General features: G+C 37.1%; 23 protein-coding genes and 13 tRNA genes. 33 read left to right on the top strand and 3 right to left on the bottom strand.

The genetic code is table 11. From position 1 onward, the window contains the following. The first annotated feature begins 44 nt into the window (after window positions 1-44). The 11 genes from F4694_RS29015 to F4694_RS28965 all read left to right on the top strand — a co-directional run bounded on the left by F4694_RS29015 (window position 45) and on the right by F4694_RS28965 (window position 1,132). Window positions 45-129: transfer RNA gene (locus tag F4694_RS29015), tRNA-Leu, on the top strand. Between the two features lie 36 nt (window positions 130-165). After that, window positions 166-240: transfer RNA gene (locus tag F4694_RS29010), tRNA-Gly, on the top strand. Between the two features lie 5 nt (window positions 241-245). Then, window positions 246-334 (top strand) — tRNA-Leu (locus F4694_RS29005). A gap of 29 nt (window positions 335-363) precedes the next feature. Next, window positions 364-440, top strand: a tRNA-Arg gene (locus tag F4694_RS29000). A gap of 8 nt (window positions 441-448) precedes the next feature. Further along, window positions 449-525, top strand: a tRNA-Pro gene (locus tag F4694_RS28995). Between the two features lie 15 nt (window positions 526-540). Beyond that, window positions 541-616: transfer RNA gene (locus F4694_RS28990), tRNA-Ala, on the top strand. A gap of 39 nt (window positions 617-655) precedes the next feature. After that, a tRNA-Met gene (locus F4694_RS28985) sits at window positions 656-732 on the top strand. 13 nt (window positions 733-745) lie between these two features. Further along, window positions 746-838: transfer RNA gene (locus F4694_RS28980), tRNA-Ser, on the top strand. A 30-nt stretch (window positions 839-868) separates the two neighbouring features. Continuing rightward, window positions 869-953 (top strand) — tRNA-Tyr (locus F4694_RS28975). A 21-nt stretch (window positions 954-974) separates the two neighbouring features. After that, window positions 975-1,048, top strand: a tRNA-Trp gene (locus tag F4694_RS28970). Between the two features lie 3 nt (window positions 1,049-1,051). Beyond that, window positions 1,052-1,132 (top strand) — tRNA-Leu (locus F4694_RS28965). Window positions 1,133-1,224: 92 nt separating this feature from the next. Here F4694_RS28965 and F4694_RS28960 read toward each other — a convergent pair. Next, window positions 1,225-1,863 carry a YesL family protein gene (locus F4694_RS28960; protein ID WP_179603389.1) on the bottom strand — a complete coding sequence of 213 codons (639 nt, stop codon included), beginning with the start codon at window positions 1,861-1,863 and terminating at the stop codon, window positions 1,225-1,227. A 239-nt stretch (window positions 1,864-2,102) separates the two neighbouring features. Here F4694_RS28960 and F4694_RS28955 point away from each other — a divergent pair, with 239 nt between their 5' ends. The 6 genes from F4694_RS28955 to F4694_RS28930 all read left to right on the top strand — a co-directional run bounded on the left by F4694_RS28955 (window position 2,103) and on the right by F4694_RS28930 (window position 8,955). After that, window positions 2,103-3,065, top strand: coding sequence for a carbohydrate ABC transporter permease (locus tag F4694_RS28955; protein WP_179603388.1), 963 nt, complete (start codon window positions 2,103-2,105; stop codon window positions 3,063-3,065). Window positions 3,066-3,083: 18 nt separating this feature from the next. Beyond that, a complete protein-coding gene (locus F4694_RS28950) occupies window positions 3,084-3,917 on the top strand; it encodes a carbohydrate ABC transporter permease (RefSeq protein ID WP_179603387.1) in 834 nt (277 codons plus the stop codon). A gap of 70 nt (window positions 3,918-3,987) precedes the next feature. After that, a complete protein-coding gene (locus tag F4694_RS28945; protein ID WP_179603386.1) occupies window positions 3,988-5,313 on the top strand; it encodes an ABC transporter substrate-binding protein in 1,326 nt (441 codons plus the stop codon). Window positions 5,314-5,397: 84 nt separating this feature from the next. Then, window positions 5,398-7,203, top strand: coding sequence for a sensor histidine kinase (locus F4694_RS32805; RefSeq protein WP_179603385.1), 1,806 nt, complete (start codon window positions 5,398-5,400; stop codon window positions 7,201-7,203). Continuing rightward, window positions 7,200-7,964 (top strand): response regulator transcription factor, encoded by a 765-nt coding sequence (locus F4694_RS28935; protein ID WP_179603384.1) that lies wholly within the window; start codon window positions 7,200-7,202, stop codon window positions 7,962-7,964. The genes F4694_RS32805 and F4694_RS28935 overlap by 4 nt, the downstream gene beginning before the upstream one ends. A gap of 292 nt (window positions 7,965-8,256) precedes the next feature. Continuing rightward, the gene (locus F4694_RS28930; RefSeq protein WP_179603383.1) at window positions 8,257-8,955 is read left to right on the top strand and encodes a DUF421 domain-containing protein; all 699 of its coding nucleotides are present in this window, start codon (window positions 8,257-8,259) and stop codon (window positions 8,953-8,955) included. Between the two features lie 84 nt (window positions 8,956-9,039). Here F4694_RS28930 and F4694_RS28925 read toward each other — a convergent pair whose 3' ends face one another. Then, on the bottom strand, window positions 9,040-9,411 hold the full coding sequence (locus F4694_RS28925; RefSeq protein WP_179603382.1) for a VOC family protein: 372 nt from the start codon (window positions 9,409-9,411) through the stop codon (window positions 9,040-9,042). Between the two features lie 187 nt (window positions 9,412-9,598). Between F4694_RS28925 and F4694_RS28920 the strand changes: the two genes are divergently transcribed. The 14 genes from F4694_RS28920 to F4694_RS28855 all read left to right on the top strand — a co-directional run bounded on the left by F4694_RS28920 (window position 9,599) and on the right by F4694_RS28855 (window position 21,912). Further along, on the top strand, window positions 9,599-10,306 hold the full coding sequence (locus F4694_RS28920) for a DNA alkylation repair protein (RefSeq protein ID WP_179603381.1): 708 nt from the start codon (window positions 9,599-9,601) through the stop codon (window positions 10,304-10,306). A gap of 142 nt (window positions 10,307-10,448) precedes the next feature. Then, on the top strand, window positions 10,449-10,574 hold the full coding sequence (locus F4694_RS28915) for an FbpB family small basic protein (RefSeq protein WP_179603380.1): 126 nt from the start codon (window positions 10,449-10,451) through the stop codon (window positions 10,572-10,574). Between the two features lie 132 nt (window positions 10,575-10,706). Next, entirely contained in the window at window positions 10,707-10,979 is a 273-nt protein-coding gene (locus F4694_RS28910) for a DUF1450 domain-containing protein (protein ID WP_179603379.1), read from the top strand. 63 nt (window positions 10,980-11,042) lie between these two features. Further along, window positions 11,043-11,116 (top strand) — tRNA-Gly (locus F4694_RS28905). A gap of 12 nt (window positions 11,117-11,128) precedes the next feature. After that, window positions 11,129-11,202: transfer RNA gene (locus tag F4694_RS28900), tRNA-Ile, on the top strand. Window positions 11,203-11,301: 99 nt separating this feature from the next. Beyond that, on the top strand, window positions 11,302-12,111 hold the full coding sequence (mutM, locus tag F4694_RS28895) for a bifunctional DNA-formamidopyrimidine glycosylase/DNA-(apurinic or apyrimidinic site) lyase (RefSeq protein WP_179603449.1): 810 nt from the start codon (window positions 11,302-11,304) through the stop codon (window positions 12,109-12,111). Window positions 12,112-12,289: 178 nt separating this feature from the next. Continuing rightward, complete coding sequence (locus tag F4694_RS28890; protein ID WP_179603378.1) at window positions 12,290-12,931, top strand: helix-turn-helix transcriptional regulator; 642 nt, start codon at window positions 12,290-12,292, stop codon at window positions 12,929-12,931. Window positions 12,932-12,937: 6 nt separating this feature from the next. Then, the gene (locus F4694_RS28885; protein ID WP_308806859.1) at window positions 12,938-13,765 is read left to right on the top strand and encodes a pyruvate, water dikinase regulatory protein; all 828 of its coding nucleotides are present in this window, start codon (window positions 12,938-12,940) and stop codon (window positions 13,763-13,765) included. Between the two features lie 2 nt (window positions 13,766-13,767). After that, on the top strand, window positions 13,768-16,437 hold the full coding sequence (gene ppdK / locus F4694_RS28880) for a pyruvate, phosphate dikinase (RefSeq protein WP_179603377.1): 2,670 nt from the start codon (window positions 13,768-13,770) through the stop codon (window positions 16,435-16,437). Window positions 16,438-16,812: 375 nt separating this feature from the next. Beyond that, entirely contained in the window at window positions 16,813-17,646 is an 834-nt protein-coding gene (locus tag F4694_RS28875) for a YitT family protein (protein ID WP_179603447.1), read from the top strand. A 188-nt stretch (window positions 17,647-17,834) separates the two neighbouring features. Then, the gene (locus F4694_RS28870; RefSeq protein ID WP_179603376.1) at window positions 17,835-19,277 is read left to right on the top strand and encodes a sensor histidine kinase; all 1,443 of its coding nucleotides are present in this window, start codon (window positions 17,835-17,837) and stop codon (window positions 19,275-19,277) included. A gap of 2 nt (window positions 19,278-19,279) precedes the next feature. Beyond that, window positions 19,280-19,966, top strand: a complete 687-nt coding sequence (locus F4694_RS28865) for a response regulator transcription factor (RefSeq protein ID WP_179603375.1) — start codon at window positions 19,280-19,282, stop codon at window positions 19,964-19,966. Between the two features lie 199 nt (window positions 19,967-20,165). Continuing rightward, entirely contained in the window at window positions 20,166-20,873 is a 708-nt protein-coding gene (locus F4694_RS28860; protein WP_179603374.1) for an ankyrin repeat domain-containing protein, read from the top strand. Window positions 20,874-20,949: 76 nt separating this feature from the next. Then, window positions 20,950-21,912 carry a DUF4822 domain-containing protein gene (locus F4694_RS28855; RefSeq protein ID WP_179603373.1) on the top strand — a complete coding sequence of 321 codons (963 nt, stop codon included), beginning with the start codon at window positions 20,950-20,952 and terminating at the stop codon, window positions 21,910-21,912. A gap of 65 nt (window positions 21,913-21,977) precedes the next feature. Here the strand turns inward: F4694_RS28855 and F4694_RS28850 are convergent, their stop codons facing one another. Then, window positions 21,978-23,387 carry a PQQ-dependent sugar dehydrogenase gene (locus tag F4694_RS28850; RefSeq protein ID WP_179603372.1) on the bottom strand — a complete coding sequence of 470 codons (1,410 nt, stop codon included), beginning with the start codon at window positions 23,385-23,387 and terminating at the stop codon, window positions 21,978-21,980. A gap of 147 nt (window positions 23,388-23,534) precedes the next feature. On the opposite strand from F4694_RS28850, the gene F4694_RS28845 reads away from it, so the two are divergent. Next, complete coding sequence (locus F4694_RS28845; protein ID WP_179603371.1) at window positions 23,535-23,726, top strand: YbxH family protein; 192 nt, start codon at window positions 23,535-23,537, stop codon at window positions 23,724-23,726. 74 nt (window positions 23,727-23,800) lie between these two features. Further along, the gene (locus F4694_RS28840) at window positions 23,801-26,374 is read left to right on the top strand and encodes a helicase-related protein (protein ID WP_179603370.1); all 2,574 of its coding nucleotides are present in this window, start codon (window positions 23,801-23,803) and stop codon (window positions 26,372-26,374) included. Window positions 26,375-26,488 lie beyond the last annotated feature (114 nt).

Here is a 26,488-nt window from a genome sequence, read left to right as displayed (position 1 = left end):
CAACTTAGTTTTCTAGTTCGTTTTTCTAGAAGGCGATATTACATGCGGGTGTGGCGGAATTGGCAGACGCACCAGACTTAGGATCTGGCGCCGCAAGGCGTGGGGGTTCGACTCCCTTCACCCGCACCAAAGTTTTTTGCGATAGTAAAATAACTTACCATAAATGCGGAAGTAGTTCAGTGGTAGAACACCACCTTGCCAAGGTGGGGGTCGCGGGTTCGAATCCCGTCTTCCGCTCCAAAGTTGCCGGGGTGGCGGAACTGGCAGACGCACAGGACTTAAAATCCTGCGGTAGGTGACTACCGTACCGGTTCGATTCCGGTCCTCGGCACCATTTAAAGAATACAAGTTAAAGTATAAAATGCGCCCGTAGCTCAATTGGATAGAGTGTCTGACTACGGATCAGAAGGTTATGGGTTCGACTCCTTTCGGGCGCGCCATATTTTATCGGGAAGTAGCTCAGCTTGGTAGAGCACTTGGTTTGGGACCAAGGGGTCGCAGGTTCGAATCCTGTCTTCCCGACCATCAAGCACAATTTTTGGGGCCTTAGCTCAGCTGGGAGAGCGCCTGCTTTGCACGCAGGATGTCAGCGGTTCGATCCCGCTAGGCTCCACCAAGTTAATTTCACGATAAACTTACAATTCTTTAGACATTTGGCGGTGTAGCTCAGCTGGCTAGAGCGTACGGTTCATACCCGTAAGGTCGGGGGTTCGATCCCCTCCGCCGCTACCAAAAATTTTTATTCGGAGGAATACCCAAGTCTGGCTGAAGGGATCGGTCTTGAAAACCGACAGGCGGGTCAAACCGCGCGGGGGTTCGAATCCCTCTTCCTCCTCCATAAATTTCATATTAGTGATTTCTCCAATGTGGAGGGGTAGCGAAGTGGCTAAACGCGGCGGACTGTAAATCCGCTCCCTCCGGGTTCGGCGGTTCGAATCCGTCCCCCTCCACCAAGTTATTTAATTACTTTTTATAGGGGTATAGTTTAAAGGTAGAACGAAGGTCTCCAAAACCTTTGGTGTGGGTTCAATTCCTACTACCCCTGCCAAATGCCGGTGTGGCGGAATTGGCAGACGCGCACGACTCAAAATCGTGTTCCTCTGGAGTGTCGGTTCGACCCCGACCACCGGTATCTCATAAAAAAAACACTCACAATTGTTGTTAATTCAACGTTTGTGAGTGTTTTTTTTTTTAATCTAATATAGGTTTTGAAGGATGGGCAGTTTATTTAGCTAACGTACCTAATTTTTCTTGTTTCTTTAGTATAGTCTTAAATGCCAGGTTTGCTGAGGAAAGAATCACAAGACCTAAAGTACTAACACTGAAAAAGAACCCTAGACCAGATAAATAGGTAACAGCGAAGTAAACAGCTGCAAATCCAAATATGATAAATAAACTCGGTAGAGGATTAGAGATTGTAATCAGTAGCGCATTTTTTAAATGAGTTCCTAATGGTTGTTCAACCTCCACATAGGAAGCCAATGTATAACAAATGATGATAAAATAAATACCACTCATAATAACGCTTGAATAAAAAAGAAAAGAGGACATGTTAGTAGATGTTGATTGTAAAAATGTGATGTTGAAATACAATATAAAACCAATTGCTACGATCATTAATCCTAATTTATTACTGTTGAAGAATTCCTTTTTATAATACTGCCAAAAAGTTTGGAAAACAGGTGGATGATTTTTTCGAATAAATTGTCTTAATGTAGCTAACATCGCAATCGTAGCCGGAAAAAAGCCAAAAATGACGAATCCACTTAAAGTAAATAGTATCCATAATAGATTAATATATGCTAGTCTAGCTACCCAATCACAAAAGGTATAAACCGCATTTGAAAATGAACCAAATTGCATGGTACTCCCCCCTTATCCATAAATATATCATGCAATAGACGAGTACGATTCTATTTTTTAGATGAAGTAAAAATTTTACCTAATAAGTAAAAATATATACGATAGGTAGACCAAATGTATGAGTATAGGAGTTTGGATAAAAGTAGTAAAAATTTTCTCAATTATGTAAAAATTCAACATTGTTGAAAGCGATTACACAAACTATACTAAAGCTACAATAAAGCAGAAGGGGTGAAATTATGAATAGCGAAGTAAAGGTTGAAACAAAAGTTATCCAAACTACAAAAAGTAAAGTTCGCAAAAAAATAAAAAATGGGTCTCCTTTTAGTGGCTGGAGGGAGAATTTAGCAGGGTATGCATTTATTGGACCAATGTTTATCGGAACTTCTATATTAGTATTATTTCCTATTCTCTCTTCATTTGTATTAAGTTTTACAGATTGGAATTTTGTATCTGGCTATCAAAATGCTAAATTCGTAGGTTTTGAAAATTTTTCGAAACTACTAACCAATCCATTATTCCAAAAAGGGCTGCTAAATAACGTTATTTTAATTTTAGCCGTACCCATTACTTTACTATTATCCCTTTCATTAGCTGTTATCATTAACAAATATGTTTATCTGAAAGATCTGTTCAAAGTGATTTATTTTATGCCGTTTATTTCGAGCATTGTAGCTGTTGCGGTGGTATTTCAAGTGCTTTTTCATCCAACTAAGGGACCTATAAACCAATTACTGTTGAAGCTTGGGGTTGAAAATCCACCTGGCTGGATAGCAGACGTTACCTTTGCCTTACCATCTGTTATTTTAATTATGGTCTGGACTGGCATCGGCTTTAATTTAATCATTTACTTGGCTGGCTTGCAGAACATTCCAAAGGAATTGTATGAAGCAGCACAAATCGATGGTGCTACAGCTTGGTTACAATTTACAAAGATTACGATTCCGTTAGTGTCACCTACAACTTTTTTATTGTTTGTTACTGGTGTTATTTCAAGCTTTAAAGTATTTGATTTAATCATCGTTTTAACCAATGGCGGGCCAGCAAATTCAACAATCACACCAGTTGTTTATTTGTATCAGCAAGCATTTATAGAATTAAAAACAGGCTATGCTTCTGCTATTTCACTGGTTATGTTTGTGATTATTTTGATCATCACTTATATACAATTTATCGGTCAGAAAAAATGGGTGAATTATTAATAGAGAGGAGCAGGACAGATGACAGCAAAACTAGACATAAGAAAATTGATTGTAACCTTCATTATGATTTTAATCGGAATTGCTTTTCTAATGCCATTTTTGTGGATGATATCTGCTTCTTTTAAAGTGGAAAAGGACGTTTTAACGTTTCCAATTCAATGGATTCCTCAAAACTGGAATGCAGTTGAAAATTATAAAGAGGTTTGGACAGGCTCAATGCCATTCCTGCTATTATATTGGAATTCTATCAAGGTAACCGTTCTAACAACATTGGTATCATGTACGATATCATGTTTAGCGGCGTATGGATTCGCCAAGATTAATTTTAAAGGAAGGAATTTCCTCTTTTTAATCGTATTGGCAACATTCATGATCCCGCCACAAACATTGTTAGTTACACAATTTCTATTATATAGATGGGTAGGTCTTTATGATACTCATACGGGTCTTATTCTATTAAATAGTTTCAGTGTATTTGGAACGTTTATGCTGCGCCAATTCTATCTCGGAATTAGTAATGAAATCATAGAATCTGCAAGAATGGATGGAGCTGGTCATTTTAGAATTTTTACATCGATTGCTTTACCATTAGTAAGACCAGCAATCGCCACGTATGCCATTTTACGTTTTATCTGGACCTGGAATGACTTCCAAAATCCATTAATCTTCCTTCGTTCAAAAGAGTTATATACCATCCAGTTAGGTGTACAAAGCTTTTCAGATCAACATGGGAGCGTTTACTCGTTGATGATGGCAGCATCTGTGTCAGCCATTGTACCTTTACTGATTATTTTCATTATCGGACAGAAAAATGTTATAGAGGGGATCCAGTTAGGTGGAGTTAAAGGATAAATACGGTATTTACTCTCAAAATTTTCTTTGAGAGAGTTGATATATAAACTATAAATAAGGGGGAAAGTTTATGACGAAAAAATGGGTTTCGTTGTTACTAGTTGGACTTTTAGCAATGTTCATGTTAGCTGCTTGTTCCGGGAAAGATGAGGCTTCAACAGATGAAGGTAAATCTGATTCCTCTGACGAAGAAGTTACATTAAAATTTGTGCACTGGATTAATGAGGATGTTGGAAAATGGGAAGATGTGATTGCGAAGTATGAAGCAGAGAATCCAGGAATAAAAGTGGAATCCATGCCACTCGTAGAAAACATGAACTCTCAGGATTATTTCAAACAGTTGGATTTAATGGCATCTGCTGGGGAGGAGATGGATTTAATATTGTTCTCGAATCCTAATGATTTTGCTAAACGAGTAGATGCAGGTTTGCTTGAACCCGTCACTAAATTTGTAGAAAAAGAAGGCATTGATATCAATGAAGTATACTATAATGGCTATCCGGCTATTAATGGAGACTACTATGGTTTGCCGATGAAAAATGTGACGAATCTTGTGATGCTAAATAAGTCACATCTTGATAAAGCTGGCTTAGAGATTCCGACTGATTGGACATGGGATGACTATGCGGAATATGCTAAAAAGCTAACCACAGACGGTCACTATGGTTCTTATTTACACACATGGCATAATTTATATTCCGTTTTAAAAACTATTAGTAAAGAAAAAGATAATTTGATTTTACTCGAGGATGGTACATCGAATGCAACGGATCCAATGATCCGCGCATCACTCGAATTACGAAATCAGTTAGAAAATGTAGATAAATCATCTGTTCCATTTACTGAAATTTTATCGCAAAAAATGGATTATCGTCAGCAATTCTTTAGTCAATCAGCGTCAATGGTTCCTACCGCTAGCTTTATGATTACTGAATGGGGGCAATTCACACCACAATTTGAAATTGCTTGGGCACCATGGCCAAAAAATAAAGAAGGTGATAAAGGAATTGCACCAATGGGCGGGGATTTGATTTCGATCGCAAAAAGCTCAAAACATAAGCAAGAGGCATACGATTTCATGCGGTGGTTAACAACAGAAGGTATTGTAGAACAAGGTATCTGGACGCCATCATGGAAGGACGCAGATATGGATAAAGCGTTAGAAACAGTGGTGAATGGATCTAAAAAACCTGATGCCGTTCATATGGAATCATTAAAGCATGCACTGACCTCTGTAGAAGCTTCTGAAGTCATTGCACCACCTCCATATATTACGGAAGCATATAACGAATTTGGTGCAGAGGTGGAATTATATCTACTTGGTGAGCAGGATCTCGATAAAACAATGAAAAATATTAAAGAACGAGTCCAAGCCGTAGTGGATGCCAACCAATAATTAGAATATTCATGCTATAATAGAGAGAAAACACATGTTTTCTCTCTATTATTATTTCTTTCATAATTGGAAGTGGTGATCTCAGTGAAGTTCTTATGGAAAAGGTTAAAGCAAATGTCACTTAGAGCGAGATTAATCATTTCAGTCAATCTCTGTATTTTATTTCCGTGGGTTAGTACCTATATCGTTTCAAACCATTTTACGAAAGATGTACTAGAACAGCGTGCAGCAAAGCAATCTGAAGATGATTTAAGGATGATTGAATTAGGAATAAAGAATATTTTTGATGATATTATGTATACCTCCAATTATATTCAATTTGATACCGACATGAATCAGTTACTTAAATCGCATGAGCTAATCGACCCGAATTCCTCCAATGTAAAACAAGAAATAGCCCTTAATTATTTACATATATCAAATGAATTGTCTGGAATTACTGATTTACTGATGCCTTTGTATATTACCATTTTGTATAAAAATGACTTATATTACACCAATTATTCTCAAATAGATTTTAATCCTTTACAATTCAGAGAAAAACCGTGGTTTGATAAATTGGAGCACTTAAGTTTTTACGAAACTTTTTGGCTGGGTGCACACCCAACTTATATAGAATCAGAAAAAGATACTAACCCATTCCTCATTACCATTGGCAGGAGGATTCAAAGGGCTAATTCTTTAAATTCGTATTTAATTATTAGTTTAAAAGAAAATGAGATTAAGAAGCTTTTTAGTCAGTTTCAAAGTGATAAGGGAGTAAAGTTTTATTTAACTAATAAGAGTGGAGAAATATATTCGAGTTTGAATACAAATGAGGTTGGAACGACATTACAATATGACGTAACCAACAATGATTATCAAATTGTTGACTTTGAAAAAGAGAAGCATTTATTGGTTTCCTACCCAGTGTCCTATTCGAATTGGAGATTGGTCAGCCTTGTGCCATATAAGGATACTATTGGATCGATTAATATGGTAACGAGGACGACAATATTGATTCAAGGTGGTTTTTTAGTTCTTTTTTTACTTGGTCTTATCATGCTTGTTCGTGAATTTACCAAACCAATCACAAGATTACATCATGTGACAAAAGCAATCAAACAGGGAGATTTAACTGCTAGGATACATTTATCTGGAAGCAATGACGTCGCTCAGTTAGGTCACTCTTTTAATCATATGTTGGATACCATCGAGGATATGATTGAACAAATTAAAATACAAGAGGAAGCGAAACGAAATGCAGAATTAGAAATGCTTCAAGCACAAATTAACCCGCATTTTTTATTTAACGTATTAAATGCCATTCGTCTTAAAATCAAAATGGAGGGTAATGCTGGCAGTGCGTCACTAATCTATTCTTTATCCGCACTCCTGCGAATGACCATCAATCGTAATAATGCTTTTATACCTTTAGAGGAAGAATTAACGATTGTGAAGCATTATGTGGATTTGATGAATTTTCGGCACCAACATGATGTAGAATTAGAAGTTGATGTAAGCGATGCGTCCTCTGGTTTTCAAGTACCAAGATTTTTCTTGCAGCCTATTATTGAAAACGCAATCATTCATGGGAGTAATAATCGGAAAGAAACCATTAAAATTATTGCAAGTGAACAAATAGATACGTATCTGCAGCTAGTCATTACCGACAATGGTAAAGGGATGGATAAGCTAGCGCTGGAAGGATTACGAAAGAAAATTTTCCAACACAATAGTCATGATACTGTAAAAAGTAGTAAATCGTTTAATGGAATAGGTGTACAAAATGTCTACCAAAGGATGAAGTTGATTTATGGAGATGAATTTCAATTGAGGATAGACAGTGTTTATGGTGAGGGTACAACGATAACATTTCAAATTCCAGTCAATAAGAGGTGGTTAGGATGAATGAAGTAGTTTTGGTAGACGATGATGTGATCGTTATTGAGTTCTTGAAGAAAGTGATCCCATGGCACGACTATGGCTTCCAAGTAGTTGCAAGCTTTCAAGATAGTAGTGAGGCTTTAGCGTTTATGGAAGAAAACCCTTTTGATGTATTGATCACTGATATTGGGATGCCAAAACTAAATGGAATTGAATTGATTGAACAGCTGAAAAAATTGAAAATCAACTCCTATAATGTGATCCTTTCTTGCCATGATGAGTTTACCTTTGCACAACAAGCGATAAAATTAGAAGCCTATGATTATATCTTGAAAGAATCAATGGAAGAAACCAATATCATTGCTTTGCTTGAAAGACTAAAGGAAAAGTTAGACCAGGAAGGTTATACAAGTTATCAGCACATAAAAGTCAGCAAACTTTTGGAATTGACGTCCAGAAATGAAGATGTCTTAAAAGCACAAGAATATGTAAAAACCCATCTTGGCGAAAAGATTTCTTTAACAGAAGTAGCTGCTCATTTGCATTTAAATTCTAGTTACCTCAGCAGGATGTACAAGAAAGAAACAGGAGAAGGTTTCGTTGAATATGTAACCAGAGTTAAAATGGAAAAAGCATTAGAATTACTAGACCAATCTTTTAAGTCAGTTGAACAGATTGCATATGAATTAGGTTTTGATAGTAAAAGTTATTTTCTAAAAACATTTAAAAGGTTTTATGGGGTATCCCCAAAATCCTTTAAACATAAAGATAATGTATCTGTATAAATATATTCAAAAAATTTATGCAGAGAAATTGCATTAGGTTATAGAGAAGATAAACCGCTTCGTAAACAATTGCCTTCATGGCCATTTGAACAATTTTCCGTAACTAAATAATTGTAAGAAAACCCACCTGAGCCTCAAAAAAATACTCACGAACGCTGAATAGCGTGGCATGGGTATTTTTTTCTTGAGGATAAAATATTTTAATAGGTCTTTTTGTCTATTTTTAGTTCGGAAAATATATTTTCTTTTGAATCGGGAAAGATAGGTTAGATAAAAATATCTGGAGGTTGCTATGCCGGAATATTTAGAAGTAGCAGGTCGAGCTATCTTTTCTTTTTTAGTATTATTCACTCTTGCAAGAATACTTGGCAAAAAGCAGATTTCGCATCTTACTTTTTTTGATTATGTTGTTGGGATTGTAATTGGAGACATGGCTTCACAAGTAGCCATCGACACTTCAATGAAAATTGTCAACGGCTTAATAGGATTAATTGTTTATACCCTGCTATCAATTATCCTTGCATACGGCGCTATTAAATCGTTCAAGTTTCGAGATTTAGTAGAGAGTAGTCCATCTATTTTGGTTAAAGATGGAAAAATCATGGAAAAAGGTCTATTTAAGCATAAAATGACTTATGATGATTTAATGAATGGCTTAAGGGAAAAAGGCGCCTTCATGATTGATGAGGTTGAAATGGCAATCTTAGAAACAAATGGTCAGATTAGTGTAATGATGAAACCAGAGTACCAGCCACTAACACCAAAAGACATTGGTCTAAGGGTAAAAGATGACCATGCACCTTCCTTAATTATTATAGATGGAACTCTTTTAGAAAAGCGCTTAAAGTCCTTAGGCTATACAAAAGATTGGCTCCTTAGTGAGGTAAAGAAAAAAGGGGCAGAAACATTTGAGGATATCTTTCTAGCGCAGATTAATTCTAATGGTAATGTTTATGTTGATTTATATAATGATAACGAAAATAAACAATAAGTTATTCTAAAACAAAGTCTAATAAATAAACCTTAAGTAAAACTTAGGCGATTGCTGTAAGATGGCAATCGCTCTTTGACTTTATTATCGGTGTTGATCAAAGAGAATCTGATTGCCATCCGGATCTTCAATGATAAAATGTGCCGGTCCTTCGGTTGATTCATCGGCTTCAGAAAGCATGGTTACTCCTTTTTCTTTAAGCTGCTTTTGAATTTCCCGAACGTCTGTAAATGATTCAAGATTTTCTGCGCTTTCATTCCATCCTGGATTAAAAGTCAGGATGTTCTTATCAAACACTCCTTGAAATAATCCAATGATGCAATTTTCATTTTTCAAAATCAGCCAATTTTGATTGATGTCACCACCAAAGACTTGAAATCCAAGGTTTTCGTAAAACTCTTTTGATACATGAATGTCTTTCACATTTAAACTTACAGAAAATGCCCCTAACTTCATAAAATTACCACCTTTATATTAATTTTTAAAAATTCAGATAAACTTACATAATTTAGTATAAGATAATGTTATAAAATACACAATGTTGAGGAAATGGTTGAAAAAAAGGACTCTGAATATCAAACGGCGAATAGTAATTAAAGTTTATAATCGCACGAGATAATAGTTTTTTGAGAGGATGAATGGCGTGACGTTTGAAGAAATTATGCAAAAACTTGAAGAGTTAGGTTCCGAGCAAACGAAGCAAATTTATAACCATCACGGGGTAAAAGCGCCTTATTTTGGAGTGAAAATTGGGGATTTGAAAAAACTTGTTAAATACGTGAAGAAGGATCATGAATTAGCATTAAAATTATATGATTCTGGTAATCATGATGCGATGTATTTGGCAGGTCTTTCAGTCAATCCAAAATTGATTTCAAAAGAAACCTTACGTGATTGGGCTCAAAAAGCTTACTGGTATATGACAGCCGATTATACCGTTGCGCAAGTAGCTGCGGAAAGTGATTATGCGATTGAATTGGCAAGAGAGTGGATGCAATCTGAGGAAGAAATGATTGCGGTTTGCGGCTTTAGCACCTATTCGAATTATTTATCAATAACCCCTGATGAAAAGTTGGATTTATCTGAAATCCGTGCGTTGTTGAACCAAGTGAAAAATAACATTCATGGTGAACGAAACCGTGTAAGATATGTGATGAATGGATTTGTTATTTCTGTAGGCGCCTATGTAACGGAACTAAGTGAAGAAGCGAAGGAAGTAGCAGCTTACATTGGAAAAGTACAAGTAGACGTAGGCAACACAGCATGTAAGGTTCCTCTTGCAGTAGAATACATAAAAAAAATAGAAATGAAAAATAGAGTAGGATTGAAACGGAAGACTTGTATATGTTAGATGGATACTCCTTTTGGGGTATTCTTATTTTTTTGGTTAAATTTTCCGACAATATAAAAAGTTCAAAAATTTGTAATATTTAACTTGATAATACCCTTTCTACATTATGTATAATGAAAACATAAGAAAGGTGGAGGAACATATGAGGAAACGCAACATAATAAGCTTTAAGAAATTAGTCGATGATAACAAGCAGGAATTAAAAAGTGACATGAAAGCAATGGAAAGAATTGAGGCGAAAATTGATAAAAAACATTCAAAAAGATAAAAATTCCATATATAGATAATAAAGAGCAACCCTTACTGCAATTGGTTGCTCTTTATTATGTTTAGTAGAGAACTTTTGAGCTATAATTGGTATACTTAATGTAAGATGACAGGCTGTGGAGTTGTTTAACAAATGAATTTTATTACGAAACTTTTAAAAAAAGAAAAGAAATTAACAATTGATTTTTGTGAGAAAAATCTCGACCGATTTCTAACAGAAGACTTACAAAATGAATATAATACCTTTCTGAGTAAAAAAAATATCGAATATAAAGAGTATCATTGTCAAAGTCGATGTGAAGAATGCAAAATATCTCCTTACGCGATTGTTAATGGTGAATTTATCACGGCGAAGGATTCATTGGAACTATTGATGATGCTTAAAAACCTTCAAAAAGATAAATAGTAGTTTACATCCTATCATTTGGGTGCTATAATACTACATGTACTATTGATGGTGTGCTTAAATGCGGGTGTAGTTTAGTGGTAAAACCACAGCCTTCCAAGCTGTTGTTGTGGGTTCGATTCCCATCACCCGCTCCAATTCTACTAATTGGGCCTATAGCTCAGCTGGTTAGAGCGCACGCCTGATAAGCGTGAGGTCGATGGTTCGAGTCCATTTAGGCCCACTTCATAAATAATGATACGTAAACCGAACTTTAAAAAGTTCGGTTTTTTTGCGTTTTCGGGGAAAAGATATGAAAAAGCAGCAGAGAGGAAGTGGATTCATGCCTGAACTGCCAGAGATGGAAAATTACCGAAGATTGTTAAATCAAAAAATAACGGGTCAAACCATTACTCACGTACAAATCAATCGAGAGAAATCTGTTAATGTGAACCCAAATCTCTTCATTAACACTGTCACAAATCAGAGGATCGTCTCAGTTAATCGCAGGGGAAAGCATTTACTATTTCATTTAGATAATGGACAAGTTATGTTGCTTCATTTAATGCTCGGCGGCTGGATTTATTTTGGGACGGAGGAAGACAAACCAAACCGGACGATTCAGGTCCGTTTATCATTTGGCAATCACCATCTTTATTTTATCGGGCTTCGCCTGGGGTATTTACATTTATATAATCAACAGGATGTTGACAAAGAATTATCCCCACTCGGTCCAGAGCCGTTGGATCCGCAATTCACAGCACAAGCCTTTTTAAAGCTTCTTGGTGACAGAAGGGGGAAATTCAAATCAAAACTTCTTGATCAAGAGTTTATTGCAGGGATTGGGAACTGTTATTCTGACGAGATCTGTTATCACGCAGGAATCAAAACGAAACGGAGTATAGAAGAAATTGAGGAGAATGAACGAAATCAACTTTACCAGTCGATGAAGCAAGTTCTACTCGACGCGTTGCAGCATGGAGGTTACATGGAAAATCCTCTTTTCAAAGGAGATAACCTAACAGGTGGATATAATAATCTTTGTTTGGTGTATGACCGAGAAGGAGAAAATTGCAAAAGGTGTGGAAGCACAATCATAAAAGAAATGATTTCTTCTCGTAAAACCTTTTTCTGTCCTAACTGTCAAAAATAGCAAGAATCCTATTAAGGTAGGATTCTTTTTTTGACGAGTTTTTTAATTTGGTCAAAAAATATGTTGAACAAATTGTTCCCTAAAGTGTATAAATGTAATATACTATATATTAATAAGTATAGCACATTTAAAATTTAGACATAAATTATAACATGATTATATTGAAAAGGGGGTCAATGTGATTAAACTAACAAAGCGCCAAGATGAAATTCTTAAGATTGTGAAGGAAAGCGGTCCGATTACGGGGCAGCAAATTGCAGAGAAGCTTTCCTTAACAAGAGCAGCCTTAAGACCAGATTTAGCGATCTTAACGATGGCAGGGAATTTAGACGCTAGACCACGCGTTGGTTATTTTTTCAATCATAACCATGAGGTCAAGCAGCAAGCGGAACAATTCATTCTCCGAAAAGTTGCGGATTATAAAGCTTTTCCGATTGTGGTTGAAAAATCTACCTCCGTATATGATGCCATTGTTCAACTGTTTTTAGAAGATGTGGGGACGCTTTATGCAGTTGACAGTGACGGCTATTTAGCCGGTGTTATTTCGAGAAAGGATTTACTCCGAACAGCCATCGGCAATAAAGATTTGCAAGAATTACCCTGCAGTGTCATTATGACCAGAATGCCGAACATCATAACCGTCACACCTGATGAAACCTTGTTAGAGGCGGCAAAAAAAATGATTACCAATCACATTGACTCCCTGCCTGTAGTCAAAGAAATTAATCCGGGAAACCATACATATTTATTAGTCGGTCGGATTACGAAAACAACTATAACACGAGCATATCTAGAAATAATGGGGCAAAATTCGGTATAAAGGGGAGTGGCAGTGATTTTAGGAGAGAAGGAAGTAGTCTATGTGGTTTCGGACTCGGTTGGGGAAACAGCAGAGTTTGTAGTAAAAGCGGTAGCAACACAATTTAACGGAGGAAATGTCGAGATTCGACGAAATTCCTATGTTGATGATTTTGAAGACATTGAGGATGTCCTTATTCTAGCTAGAACAAGAAAATCAATCATTGCCTATACGATTGTAGTACCAGCATTGAAGGAATACTTGGATCGCAGGGCGGCGGAAGAAAACATTATGGCAGTGGATTTGCTTAGTCCCTTGATTAATGCCTTCACCACTAGTTTTAATAAGACTCCTCATCATCAACCGGGATTAATGAGAAAACTAGATGAAGAGTATTTTAGAAAAATAGAAGCAATCGAATTTGCGGTTAAGTATGATGATGGCCGTGATCCGCGGGGAATTCTTAAGGCCGATATTGTTTTAATCGGTGTGTCAAGGACATCGAAGACACCATTATCGATGTATTTAGCTCATAAACGCTTTAAAGTTGCGAATGTTCCCTTGGTTCCAGAGGTACCAGCGCCAGAGGAATTGTTTGCGATACCGAGAAAGAATTGTATTGGATTAATTATTTCTCCCGATAAATTAAATGAAATTCGTCTCGAAAGGTTAAAAGCATTGGGGTTAGGTTCAAAAGCAAGTTACGCGAGCTTCGAAAGAATTCTTGATGAACTGGATTATGCTGAAAAAATTATGAAGCGAGTAGGCTGTCCAATAATCAATGTTTCAAATAAAGCAATTGAAGAAACAGCTGGATTAATATTAGATGTGTTGAAAAAAGAGAGGAGCTTATAATGATGGAAAAATTCGTTTACTTGTTTCATGAAGGAAATGGAAATATGAAGGAAACGCTTGGAGGAAAAGGGGCAAACTTAGCCGAAATGACACGTATCGGCTTACCAGTACCTTATGGTTTTACCATTTCGACTCAAGCATGCAATGCTTATTATGAAGCAGGAAAAACAATCCCATCGCTTGTTGAGAGTCAAGTATTAGGAGCATTAAACAGCTTAGAAGAGAAAATGGGGAAAAAGCTAGGTGATGCTGAAAATCCACTGCTTGTTTCAGTCCGCTCAGGTTCTGTATTTTCAATGCCAGGGATGATGGATACAGTTTTGAACTTAGGTATGAATGATGAAACGGTCATCGGTATGGGGAAACTAACGAATAATCCACGTTTTGCTTATGACTCTTACCGTCGGTTCATCCAAATGTTCAGTAATGTTGTCCTAGATATCAATACCTTCTATTTTGAACAATTATTAGAAGAAACACGCGAGCATAAAGGCTATAGTGCTGACCCGGAAATGACTGCTGAAGACTGGAAAGAAGTCATTGAGGGCTACAAAGGAATTGTTAAAAAGCATACTAGAAAAGAATTTCCACAGGATCCAAAGGAACAGCTATTTCTTGCCATTAATGCAGTGTTTGATTCTTGGAATAATCAGCGTGCCATTGTCTACCGCCGCTTAAATAAAATTCCTGATCACCTTGGAACTGCTGTAAATATTCAAAGTATGGTGTTCGGAAACATGGGTAATGATTCAGGTACAGGTGTAGCCTTTACTCGAAATCCTTCAACAGGAGAGCATGTCCTATACGGAGAGTACTTAATTAATGCTCAGGGTGAGGATGTGGTAGCAGGAATTCGTACACCACAGCCAATTCAAACATTAAAGGATGAGATGCCAGCCGTTTACAAACAATTTGCTGACACATGTAAACGTCTAGAAAAGCATTACAAAGAAATGCAGGACATTGAATTCACAGTAGAACGTGGTCAATTGTTTATTCTTCAAACCCGTAATGGTAAGCGGACAGCTCAAGCTGCGATTCGGATTGCGGTTGAAATGGTGGAAGAAGGAATCATTGATAAAAAAACGGCATTGCTTCGTGTTGACCCAGATCAATTAAATCAGCTTCTTCATCGTCGTATTGACGATAAATATGAACGTACGCTATTAGCAAAAGGTCTTCCGGCATCCCCTGGTGCAGCAACGGGTCAAGTCGTGTTTGATGCAGACGAAGCAGAGGAACTCGGGAATGCTGGTAAAAAGGTCATTCTAGTTCGTCCAGAAACCACTCCTGATGATATTCACGGAATAGTAGCCGCTCAGGCAATCGTGACCAGCCGAGGCGGTATGACAAGTCATGCTGCAGTGGTTGCACGCGGGATGGGTAAAGCCTGTATTTGCGGATGTGACGCACTGAAAATTGATGTTAAAGCAAAACAATTTACCGTTGACGAGAAGGTGATCCACTATGGAGATGTCATCACGATTGATGGTTCAACAGGAGAAATCATGCTTGGAGAAATTCCGATGATTGAACCACAGCTTTCTGATGAATTCCAGCTTTTACTTACATGGGCTGACCAAGAAAGGAAGATTGGAGTTCGTGCCAATGCCGATAATCCTGAGGATGCCGGGAAAGCCTTTGAATTCGGTGCAGCTGGAATTGGACTATGCCGTACGGAACATATGTTTATGGATTTAAAACGGATTCCAATCGTTCAAAAAATGATCTTAGCTGAGAGCTACAAAGAGCGAATGGAAGCCCTGGATGAACTGCTCCCAATGCAGCAGGGTGATTTTGTAGGGATATTTGAAGCCATGCAAGGATTCCCAGTAACGATCCGTTTATTAGACCCGCCATTACATGAGTTTTTACCTGATAAGGAAGAGCTGTTAGTGGAAGTTACGAAGCTGCAAATTCTTGATCCTGCTTCACCTGAACTGAAAAAGAAAGAGCTGCTATTGAAAAAGGTCCGACAATTAGACGAATTCAACCCAATGCTCGGACATCGCGGCTGCCGTCTCGGAATGGTTTATCCTGAGATTTATGAAATGCAGGCAAAGGCGATATTCTATGCCGCTGCTAAACTTGAAGATAAAGGCATGGAAGTTCAGCCAGAAATCATGATTCCACTTGTTGGTCATGTCAATGAGTTGAAAGAAATGCGCCAGCTTGTAATTGATGCGGCTGTAAAGGTGCAGGAAGAAACAGGGAAGTTATTTGAATATACGATTGGAACGATGATTGAAATTCCACGTGCAGCACTAACCGCTGATCAAATTGCTGAGGAAGCAGATTTCTTTTCATTTGGCACAAACGATTTAACACAAACGACATTTGGATACAGCCGGGACGATGCAGAAGGCAAGTTCCTTCAAAACTATATCGAAAATAAGGTACTGCCTGAAAATCCATTTGCAGTCCTTGATCAAGATGGTGTAGGCAGATTAGTAGAAATGGGCGTTAAACTTGGCCGTGGAACAAAGCCTGCATTGAAAACAGGAATATGTGGGGAGCATGGCGGCGAAAAAACATCGATTGATTTCTGCTACAAAACTGGACTAGATTATGTAAGCTGTTCACCATACCGTGTGCCACTAGCTAGATTAGCGGCAGCACAGGCAACGATTCGTCATGAATCAAATAAGAAGGAAGTTTATACGACAGCATAAATTAGAAGCGAGGGTGCCTACTAAGTTAGGTCGTTCTCTAATCATGCAAGAAAAACAATTGAGAATAACAATTCATTAGCAGACCAAATCGGATAGTCGATTTGGTCTTTTCTCTTTGGAGAGTCTTACAGCCGATCCTGCAAAAATAATACTAGTGGTATTGGCCAGTATTACGATCTATTCGCCAGTATTTAGTGTACTCCTGCTTCGGAAGCCGATTTTTGTTTAACTGGGTAGTTTCGAATATATTCAATAAATCGGAAGGGTGGGACAGAGTAGAATACATAGAAGAAAAAAGGTGAAAATATATAATAGTTACGAAAGTAGGAGATTAAATTGAGTGCGAATACTAAACAAAAAACCAATAAACTAAAAATGATTACACGTGCTTTATTGGTCATTATTGGGGCTTTTATTACTGCATATGGACTAGAAACTGTATTAATCCCTAATCATGTATCAGACGGTGGTGTGACAGGACTGAGTATTGTTGGTGCCAACTTAATTGGATTTCCTTTAGGACTCCTCATTGCAGTACTCAATATACCATTCGTATTTTTAGGATATAAACAGATTGGCACGAGTTTTGCTATTTATTCAGTTATTGGAATAGCGTCGTTAGCAATTGGTACGATCCTAATGCACCATTTAACACCGATTATTGAAGGAGATACCTTGTTAATAACGGTTGTTGGTGGAATCATTATCGGATTTGGAATGGGGGTAGCATTGCGAAATGGCGGTGCGTTAGATGGAATTGACATGTTAGCCGTTTTACTTTCTCGGAAATTACCTTTTGGAACAAGTGATCTTATTTTATTTTTAAATATGTTCGTCTTTATCGTTGTGTCTACAGTCTTCGGCTTTCAAGGAGCTATTCTATCGGCAATTGCTTATTACATTGCCTCTAAGGTCGTTCATATCGTGGAAGAAGGTTTAAGTGGTTCTAAGACCTTTAAGATTATTACCAATGAGCCTGAACTAATGGTAGAAAAAATTCGTGAGAACTTAGGGCGTGGTGCAACGTATAACGTAGTAGAAGGTGGATATTCAAACGAAAAATTCAAAGAAATCAATTGCGTGATTAACCGTTTAGAAGATAGCAAAATGAAAGAAATCATTAACGAAATTGACGAGAACGCCTTTGTTATCGTATATGATGTAGCAGAAGTTAAAGGTGGTAACTTCAAGAAGCATGATGTCCATTAAGCAAATAGAGCAAAAAGGTGACAGGCACCATTTATGCAAAAAACGCTGTTTATGCAGCGTTTTTTGTATTTTTTTCTAATCTGTTTTGAGATTTTTTCTTTATTTTTTCGAAATTTTTAAGATTTGTGTGATATGGTTCAATTAGTCTTTATGGAAATTTAGCGAAAGTGGTGGATTGGAGGTGAAGTATGTCCATTAAAATGAGGTTTCTGTTGTCGTACGTGGGGGTAATTGTGTTTTCAATCTCTTTGTTTTTAGCTGCTGGTTATTTGCTGCTTTTTACCATTACGGGCGATGTAAATTCGATCACGAACTTTTATAAGAAATCATATCTTCAAAAACCTTTGACTCCAGTTGAGGAAAGTGTGTTTCTTGATTTAAAGCTTTTGGCAAAAAATAACTCTGAGCAGCTATTAAATAAAGAATCACTGGAGAAGCTTGAACAGCAAGATATCAAAATTGTCGTTAGAAAAGATATCAACATTGTGTACGCGACTTCCACATTAGATCGTCAGGCATTGGTTATGTCACTTCCTAAGTTTGAGGAAACGAATATAAACACGCGGGATTCCATTAAACTCAATGACTTCTATTTTACGTATGTGAAGTTTGATTTTTATTTTACGGACAAAAGCAAAGGAAGTATTTTTGTATTAAGGAAGGTAAGCTCGAATACTCAATTGATTCAAGAACTGTTTCCCATTTTATTAGGTCTTTTACTACTTCTATTTATTATGATTATTGGGTTATTAAACTATTTAGTGTCAAGAAGCATCATCAAGCCAATCTCCATTCTTAAAGAGGGTGCAGAACGGATTAAATCGGGTGATTTACATTTTGAGATCAAAACAACTTCCAATGATGAAATCGGACAATTAAATAAAACTTTTGAGGAAATGAGGATAAAACTAAAGGAGTCGATCGCCCTTCAGCTTCAATATGAGGAAAATCGAAAAGAACTTCTTTCAAATATTTCACATGATTTAAAAACACCGATTACTTCAATTATCGGTTATGTGGAGGGAATAAAAGACGGTGTAGCAAATACCCAAGAGAAAATGGAGAGGTATTTAACCACCATTCATGTCAAAGCGAGGGATATGGATTCATTAATCGATGAACTATTTTTATTTTCAAAACTAGATTTAAAGAAAGAGTCCTTCACTTTTGAAACGATTGAACTTGTTGAATATATGCGAGATTTTGTAGAAAAACTTCATCTAGATTTAGTTCAAAAAGGGATACAGATTCACCATCATCCACCGAATAAACCGATCTATGTGTCCGCTGACCGAGAGAAGTTAAAACGTGTTTTAGTAAATCTCATAAACAATTGTGTTAAGTATATGAATAAAGATAATCAGTATATTGCAATTCAACTGCATGAAGGCCCTTTTGATACCGTTGTAGAAGTAACGGATAATGGCTATGGAATAGAAAATTCTGCGTTGCCATATATTTTTAATCGCTTTTACCGAGCAGAAAAGTCTAGAAATTCCCGGACTGGCGGAAGTGGATTAGGACTAGCCATTGCCAAACACATCATTGAAGAGCACGAAGGGGAGATTTGGGCAACGAGCGAGAAAGGCAAAGGTACAAGTGTTTTCTTTTCTTTGAAGAAAGGTGTGTAAAGATGAAAAAGATATTATTGGTCGAAGATGAAGTAAGTATCGCAGAATTACAAAGAGATTATCTGGAAATTAATCAGTTTCTTGTAGATGTTGAACATTCTGGTGATTTAGGACTCCAAATGGCACTAGAAAATGATTATGATTTGATTATTTTAGACATCATGCTACCTGGCGTAAATGGGTTTGATATATGCAAACAAGTACGGCAAGTTAAAAATATTCCGATTCTGTTTGTTTCCGCAAAAAAAGAGGATATCGATAAAATTCGAGGTCTCGGTTTAGGTGCAGATGATTATATTACAAAGCCATTTAGTCCAAGTGAGTTGGTAGCTAGGGTGAAAGCACATATAGATCGATATGAACGACTAGCTGGAAATCAGACAAAATCAAATATGATTAAGGTTAAAGAGATTATGATTGATAAGTCAGCGCGTAAAGTTTATCTTAACGGTGAGGAGACATCCTTCACAACAAAAGAATTTGATTTGTTAGTATTTCTTGTGAATCACCCGAATCAAGTCTTGAACAAAGAGCAGCTATATGAACATATTTGGGGCTATGAAATGGCAGCAGATGTTTCAACTGTAACCGTCCATATCAGAAAAATACGCGGTAAAATTGAAAAGGATCCTACCCAGCCGAAATATTTGGAAACGATTTGGGGAGCAGGCTATCGATTCAATGTTTAAAATAAATAAATATTATAAATACAATCCGTCACATAAAGTGGCGGATATTTTTTTATATTCATGAAAAAATTTTTTGAAAAAGTTTATCTTTTTTTAAGAAATTCTTTCGAGGGAGTTTAATATTACGGATTAACATAAATGTATGGCCAAATGAATGAGGGAGGATAGCAATAGAATATACCGATAGGTGGTGAAACTAATGTGGAGGCGACAAGCAATAGTCATTGGAACTATATTCATTCTTCATGGATGTGTCTCTGTTAATGATGGTAATTCAAATAAACAGGAGAATGAGATAAAAGTAGAGATAGATATGGAGGAACAACTTATACAAGCAGTAAAAGGCGAAGATGCGGATACCGTAAGAAGATTGATTAAGGAAGGTGTCGATATTAACACACAGGACTCAGAAGGGCGAACTTCCACAATGATTGCAACATACAACAACGATGCAGAGACTGCAAAAATACTTATTGACGCGGGGGCAGACGTCAACATCCAGGATGACATGGAAAATAACCCCTTCCTGTATGCTGGTGCTGAAGGGTATATTGAAATTCTAAAACTTACGATTAAAGCTGGTGCCGACCCAACTATAACGAACCGTTATGGAGGAACTGCTTTAATTCCTGCCTCAGAACATGGATATGTAGATGTTATGAAAGAACTTCTTACCAAAACTGATATTGATATTAATCATATAAATGATCTCGGCTGGACAGCTTTACTAGAGGCTATTATTTTGAATAATGATGATGAAAAACAGCAGCAAACAGTGCAATTGCTAATTGATCATGGGGCAGATGTCAATATTCCCGATCATGATAATGTAACCCCTTTACAGCATGCACGTAAGAAAGGTTTTAAAAAGATTGAAAATATATTGTTAAAAGCAGGGGCAAAATAACTAGGTTGTGTAAAGACTTAATCAGGAACAAAACCATGTAATTGACACCAAAATAAAGAAATGAGGAGACCACAAAATGAACAAAAAAGCAAAAATGTTACCATCTATTCTTCTTGGGTTAACTTTAGTTATTTCAGGATGCAGCACAATCACACAAGCGCAAACAAATGACCAGAAACAAGAACAAACTGAAAAAAAGGGAAGTGAACAAAATAAGGAAACCAAAGGACAGGAATTCGCTAATATTTTAAGTAGCACAAATTGGCAAGGTACAAAAGTATATGATAAGGATAAAAATGACTTAACAAAGGAGAATGCAAACTTTATTGGTCTTGCAAAATATGATGATGAAACCGCGAGATATGAATTTTTTGATAAAACTACAAAAAAGAGCCGCGGTGACAAAGGAACGTTCTTTATCACCAATGATGGAAAGCTTAGAGTATTAATATCTGAATCAATGGGTTACCAAGCTGTTGTGGAAATAACAAAACTCAATAAAGACATATTTACTTATAAGAGAATGGGAAAAGATGCAAATGGTAACGATATAGAGGTATTTGTTGATCATATTCCATATAAAGAAACAAATCTATCTTTTACGGATCCAGATAAGAACTTGGTAACAAAAACTGGAGAAATTGTTACAGATAAGGATGGAGATAAAATTCTATCTGATACCATTTGGCAAGGGACTGTGGCATTAGATGAAAACGGCAATGATGTGTCAGCCTATAACACAAATTTTCTAGGGCTTGCGAAATATGATTTTAAGACAAATAAATATGAATTTTTTGATGCGAAAACAGGTACCAGCCGTGGTGATTACGGGTATTACGATGTAGTTCACGGGAATAAAATAAGAGCACATGTTTCATTAGGAATGAAGTACGGTGCAGTTCTTGAACTAACAGAGCTGAATGAAAAGAAATTTACCTATAAAAGAGTGGGTAAAGACAAAGATGGTAAAAACATAACGATAACCGTTGAACATGTTCCATATAAAGGTGATTTCAAACTAAAATTCACTAAATTTTAATGACAAATTGGCGCGTAGCCAGGAAGGGAATGGATTTACTCCACTCCCTTTTTTATTTGGAAGAATTAAGGAACGATTTCAAAAACAGTACCATGGTTCAAATCCGTCACCCTCATAGATCCATAAACCCCTAAATATAGTCTGGTTTGATCTAGATTACTTCCCAAACTAACATAGTAAGCGGCTTGTGACCCAAAATCATAATCAGTATTAATCACACTAAAATCACTTTGTTTCCTATCCTGTCTTACTTGGGTGTAAGCTAATGCCCCTCTAGCCTGAGGTTGAGATTCTTTCCGGGAAAGGTCGATGAACACAACGCTTCCCGATAAAGCGGGAATTGCATGCCCCATATAGGCTTGCACTCCTGTTAGTGCAGTTCCACTAAACTTATCTGGTCGTGGATCTCTATGATAATAACTAGTCAAAGGATGAAGACGCCTCACTGAAGTAGTTATTGCTTCATTGTAAAAAGCAATTATTTTCTCATCTAAGGCCGGATTATTCGTGCAGCCCCTGATAAATGAAGTAGGAAAAGCACCTTCCCACCCCCGCCAGCCAAAGTTAACGAATCCTTCTGGGTCAAGGTGAACATTCATCGAAGCGGCTTGAACAAGCTGAGTAACTGGTATGGGTTTATAATGAAAGAATGAAAAAATCGCCTCTTCTAAATCCTGTCCGACATTTCCCACATATTTAATATACTGTTGATGAAACCTTTGATAGGAAATGCCTGATATATTGCGAACTCCTTTGGCCATTATACTAAGCGTTTCCTGAATAGGTATGGGAAGTTCATTGAAACGTGTGACCACGGGTGGGTTCGGGATACCTGTATTTTTTACAACGTCGATTTCAATGATCTTACCTGCAATTTCCATCGCATCCTGACTTAAATTAAATGGATCATAGCCTGATCCACCATCCCCGGTTGTTAGAACAAGTTTTCCTGTTTCAGGTGAAAAGTTCAAGCTGTTGACACCATTATGATTCATAAAAGGTCTTCTTACGTTAAGTAATGTCCGGCGTTTTTGAGGTTGACCATTCGATTGTAAAATCCATTCCTCCACTGTATCAATATGGTCATATTGAGTTTCTCTATTTATCCACCTTAGATTTAAAGTTCTCGGGTCACAAGGGTTAGGTGTAAAAGATTCAGAAAGAGCACCTGGACCTTGTGTTTCCTCAACTGAATAATGAAGATAAAACAGACCGTTATAATAAAATTGGGGATGAAACGCCAGTCCTAGCAATCCTCGTTCATCATAACCACCAGAAGAACCAAGTTTTATAACCCTACGCCGAATATCTAAAAAAGGTCTAATAACTCCATTACTTAAGTAAAAGATTTCTCCGACTTGGGTGGCAATAAATAATCTTTCCATTGAGTCACCCGGCAGCATAGCCGTTTTCATAACAGTGGGTAAATTTATCTTACTAACCATAGGCCGTAAACGAACCTTCACGTTAATCACCTGACTTCCCACTCCTTCTAATGGTTTTCTCCTATGAGAATATGATTAGACCCGTTCTCTTAGTACCCGATAGGGAACGGCGAATTTGGAGATTAATGAACGGTTATTAGTAAATACTAAAAAAAATTTTAAAAAAAGGGGATTATCATGGGAGCTATTGAACGAAACGGATTTCGCTTTGTACCTGAATACAGTGTCAGCCACCAAAATGGAGCAATTCATGTATATAACAAGAATCGATTCATTGAAGAAATCAAATTTGAATTTTCAGGTGATTTTCCAGAACTAGATCAGATAGAGGATTTAGTTGATCAATACTGCAATAAACGCGAAATTTAGGGGCTTAATATTAGTTCTGTTTCCAGTTATTTGATACACTTGAATGACCAAATTATAGAACAGGAGGGATGAAGTTGAGTAAATTAACCGCCATTTACCCTCAAGCCATTGAACATACCAAGAATAAAGTCATCGAAGATATGAATTTTTATTTAGAATCAAAAGAAAGTCTTCCGTCTTTTAATCAATATTTAAATGACCGCGGACATTATCTGGAGCAAATTTGGATTAATGTCTGGTTAAATAAGGTCACAAATGATGTTCCAAAGAACGAAAAAAAAGAGTTTTTACGGGAAAAAGGGTTTGAAGTGCAAGGAGTAGACCGCAAACTTATAAATAAGTTATTTCGGGATGAAATGAGAGAATATCAGCCTTTTCATGTGCAGGAATGGACCAAAGAAACGTTTGCCGGAAAAGAAGAGGAATGGGAACAAAGATATCACCAAGCAAAAGCAGATTTTATAAAAAGACAAGAAGTGAACCGCTTGGCCGAATTGCGCCATACCTTAGCAGAAAAGATAGAAGAAATTGCGGCTGAAATATTGGAAAAGGATTATCCAGAATTTTATCTTTATGTACGTTATTTTACTGCGAAGCAATTGGCTGCAGACATCAAGAACAATGTGAAATTTCAAAGTGTGGATACCTTTGCGCTTGAAGAAAAATTAGTGGATGAAGGCAATTTTAATCCTGATTCATACACGACAGTGGCAAAGTTTTTTGAGGAACTGACAGGAGATATTCATAAGACGGTTCACTGGGGACGAAGTTTATATGAATATCAAACCTATTTTTTTGTCTATGAAAGCTTAATTTCGGACTATCTGTCTGAGTTAATCCCGCAAAGGATTCTGGAAAAGCTTCCACAACAGATGAAGGAACAATTTCAAGAAGCCTTTGATGAAAAATTGACACCTTCCTTCATTAAGGGGAGTATGACACAGCTATTTTATGAAGTGGAAGATTATTTTATTGAAGATATTCAAGCGGAATATCTTTCGGATTTATTGAAAATTGCAGAACTTCCATTTGACCTAACAGTCCATCAGCGTATTTTTGAAAAGGACTACTCCGAAAGAGAACGAAAAAAGGCGGAGGAAGAAGCAGAATTAAAACGAAAACGAGAAGCTGAAGAGCGAATGATGGAGGATATTTTCGGTCAGGAGTACAATCCATCACTGGGACGCAGAGTTCGGTATGTTCTTCATATTGGTGAAACCAATACGGGAAAAACTCACCATGCACTTAAGCAAATGAAGCAGGCAAACAGCGGCTTATATCTAGCTCCACTCAGGCTTTTAGCGCTGGAGGTTTATGATAAGTTAAATGCAGAAGGTACACCATGTTCGCTGAAAACAGGTGAAGAAGAAAAAATCGTTCCTGGTGCTAACCATTTTTCATGCACGGTAGAAATGTTTCATGAAAAGGAAAGTTATGATATCGTCGTCAAAGACGAAGCACAAATGATTACTGATAAGGACCGTGGCTTCTCTTGGTACAAAGCAATAACAAAAGCAAACGCTCATGAAGTCCATATTATCGGGAGCAGGAACTCAAAACCGATGCTGCTGCAGCTGTTAGGAGAATCGGACATTGAGATCCATGAATACAGCAGGGATACCCCGTTAGAAGTAGAATCAAAAGAATTCCATATTAAACATGTAAAAAAAGGGGATGCGCTGATTTGTTTTTCAAGAAGACGGGTGCTTGAAACGGCGTCTCGACTTCAAAGTGATGGTCATTCTGTCAGCATGATTTACGGCAGCATGCCGCCAGAAACAAGAAAAAAGCAAATTGAGCAATTTAACAACGGTAGAACGAAGGTCATTGTAGCCACAGATGCGATTGGAATGGGCTTAAATTTGCCTATTCGCCGGATTGTGTTTTTAGAAAATGAGAAATTTGATGGAACCAGAAGGCGGTTGTTAACCTCGCAAGAAGTGAAACAAATTGCCGGACGAGCCGGACGTAAAGGGATCTATGATGTCGGGAAGGTCGCATTTACGAAAGACATTAGGCTAATGAGGAGATTATTGAATCAAGAGGATGAACCCGTTCATACGTTTGCTATCGCACCAACCAACTCGGTGTTCGAACGGTTCCAACGGTATTATCGTGATTTAGGAACATTCTTTGAGCTTTGGGGGAAATTTAAAAGCCCTCCAGGAACGAAAAAAGCATCATTAGCGGAAGAACGCTCACTTTACAATCTGATAGCTGGGACTGAAATTGAAGCGCGATTACCTTTAATGGACCTATATGGGTTTTTACACCTTCCTTTTTCAAAAAATGAACCGACGTTAACCAGACAATGGGAAGATACGATGTATGCGATCATCCAGGGTACGCCTTTACCAGAACCACCCTATAAGGAGCGGAGTTTAGAGGATCTTGAATTAGCATATAAAGCCCTTGGTTTGCATTTGCTCTTTTTATATCGATTAGGCGAGCGCACCGAGGCCATTTATTGGGAACGGCTGCGTGAAGAAATGAGTGACAAGGTCCAAGATAAATTAAAAACGGATATTCGAAAATTCGTAAAAAAATGTAGAAATTGTGGAAAGAACCTCCCTTGGGATCACTCGTTTCCAACCTGTGACGCCTGTCATAGTGCTAAATATAGAAGACGCTTTGCAGAAGATTTCTAAAAGTACCATTTGAGGTTCAAATCGCAATTGATTTGAACCTTTTTATTGTGTTCTCGGAAAATGTTGTAATTTTCTTACAGGTTATTCTCATTAAATGAAATCATTTTTCTTAGT

Origin of the sequence: Neobacillus driksii, from assembly GCF_013409995.1 — a bacterium.
Classification (GTDB): domain Bacteria; phylum Bacillota; class Bacilli; order Bacillales; family Cytobacillaceae; genus Neobacillus; species Neobacillus driksii.
The sequence above is the reverse complement of the archived record's forward strand: the minus strand, read 5'-3'. Positions and strand labels throughout refer to the sequence as shown.

What these genes read in the sequence shown, in the direction of transcription:
- F4694_RS28960 (WP_179603389.1), bottom strand. Translation starts at nt 1,863, where the DNA reads ATGCAATTTGGTTCATTTTCAAATGCGGTTTATACCTTTTGTGATTGG.
- F4694_RS28955 (WP_179603388.1), top strand. Translation starts at nt 2,103, where the DNA reads ATGAATAGCGAAGTAAAGGTTGAAACAAAAGTTATCCAAACTACAAAA.
- F4694_RS28950 (WP_179603387.1), top strand. Translation starts at nt 3,084, where the DNA reads ATGACAGCAAAACTAGACATAAGAAAATTGATTGTAACCTTCATTATG.
- F4694_RS28945 (WP_179603386.1), top strand. Translation starts at nt 3,988, where the DNA reads ATGACGAAAAAATGGGTTTCGTTGTTACTAGTTGGACTTTTAGCAATG.
- F4694_RS28935 (WP_179603384.1), top strand. Translation starts at nt 7,200, where the DNA reads ATGAATGAAGTAGTTTTGGTAGACGATGATGTGATCGTTATTGAGTTC.
- F4694_RS28930 (WP_179603383.1), top strand. Translation starts at nt 8,257, where the DNA reads ATGCCGGAATATTTAGAAGTAGCAGGTCGAGCTATCTTTTCTTTTTTA.
- F4694_RS28925 (WP_179603382.1), bottom strand. Translation starts at nt 9,411, where the DNA reads ATGAAGTTAGGGGCATTTTCTGTAAGTTTAAATGTGAAAGACATTCAT.
- F4694_RS28915 (WP_179603380.1), top strand. Translation starts at nt 10,449, where the DNA reads ATGAGGAAACGCAACATAATAAGCTTTAAGAAATTAGTCGATGATAAC.
- F4694_RS28910 (WP_179603379.1), top strand. Translation starts at nt 10,707, where the DNA reads ATGAATTTTATTACGAAACTTTTAAAAAAAGAAAAGAAATTAACAATT.
- mutM (WP_179603449.1), top strand. Translation starts at nt 11,302, where the DNA reads ATGCCTGAACTGCCAGAGATGGAAAATTACCGAAGATTGTTAAATCAA.
- ppdK (WP_179603377.1), top strand. Translation starts at nt 13,768, where the DNA reads ATGGAAAAATTCGTTTACTTGTTTCATGAAGGAAATGGAAATATGAAG.
- F4694_RS28875 (WP_179603447.1), top strand. Translation starts at nt 16,813, where the DNA reads ATGATTACACGTGCTTTATTGGTCATTATTGGGGCTTTTATTACTGCA.
- F4694_RS28870 (WP_179603376.1), top strand. Translation starts at nt 17,835, where the DNA reads ATGTCCATTAAAATGAGGTTTCTGTTGTCGTACGTGGGGGTAATTGTG.
- F4694_RS28865 (WP_179603375.1), top strand. Translation starts at nt 19,280, where the DNA reads ATGAAAAAGATATTATTGGTCGAAGATGAAGTAAGTATCGCAGAATTA.
- F4694_RS28860 (WP_179603374.1), top strand. Translation starts at nt 20,166, where the DNA reads ATGTGGAGGCGACAAGCAATAGTCATTGGAACTATATTCATTCTTCAT.
- F4694_RS28855 (WP_179603373.1), top strand. Translation starts at nt 20,950, where the DNA reads ATGAACAAAAAAGCAAAAATGTTACCATCTATTCTTCTTGGGTTAACT.
- F4694_RS28845 (WP_179603371.1), top strand. Translation starts at nt 23,535, where the DNA reads ATGGGAGCTATTGAACGAAACGGATTTCGCTTTGTACCTGAATACAGT.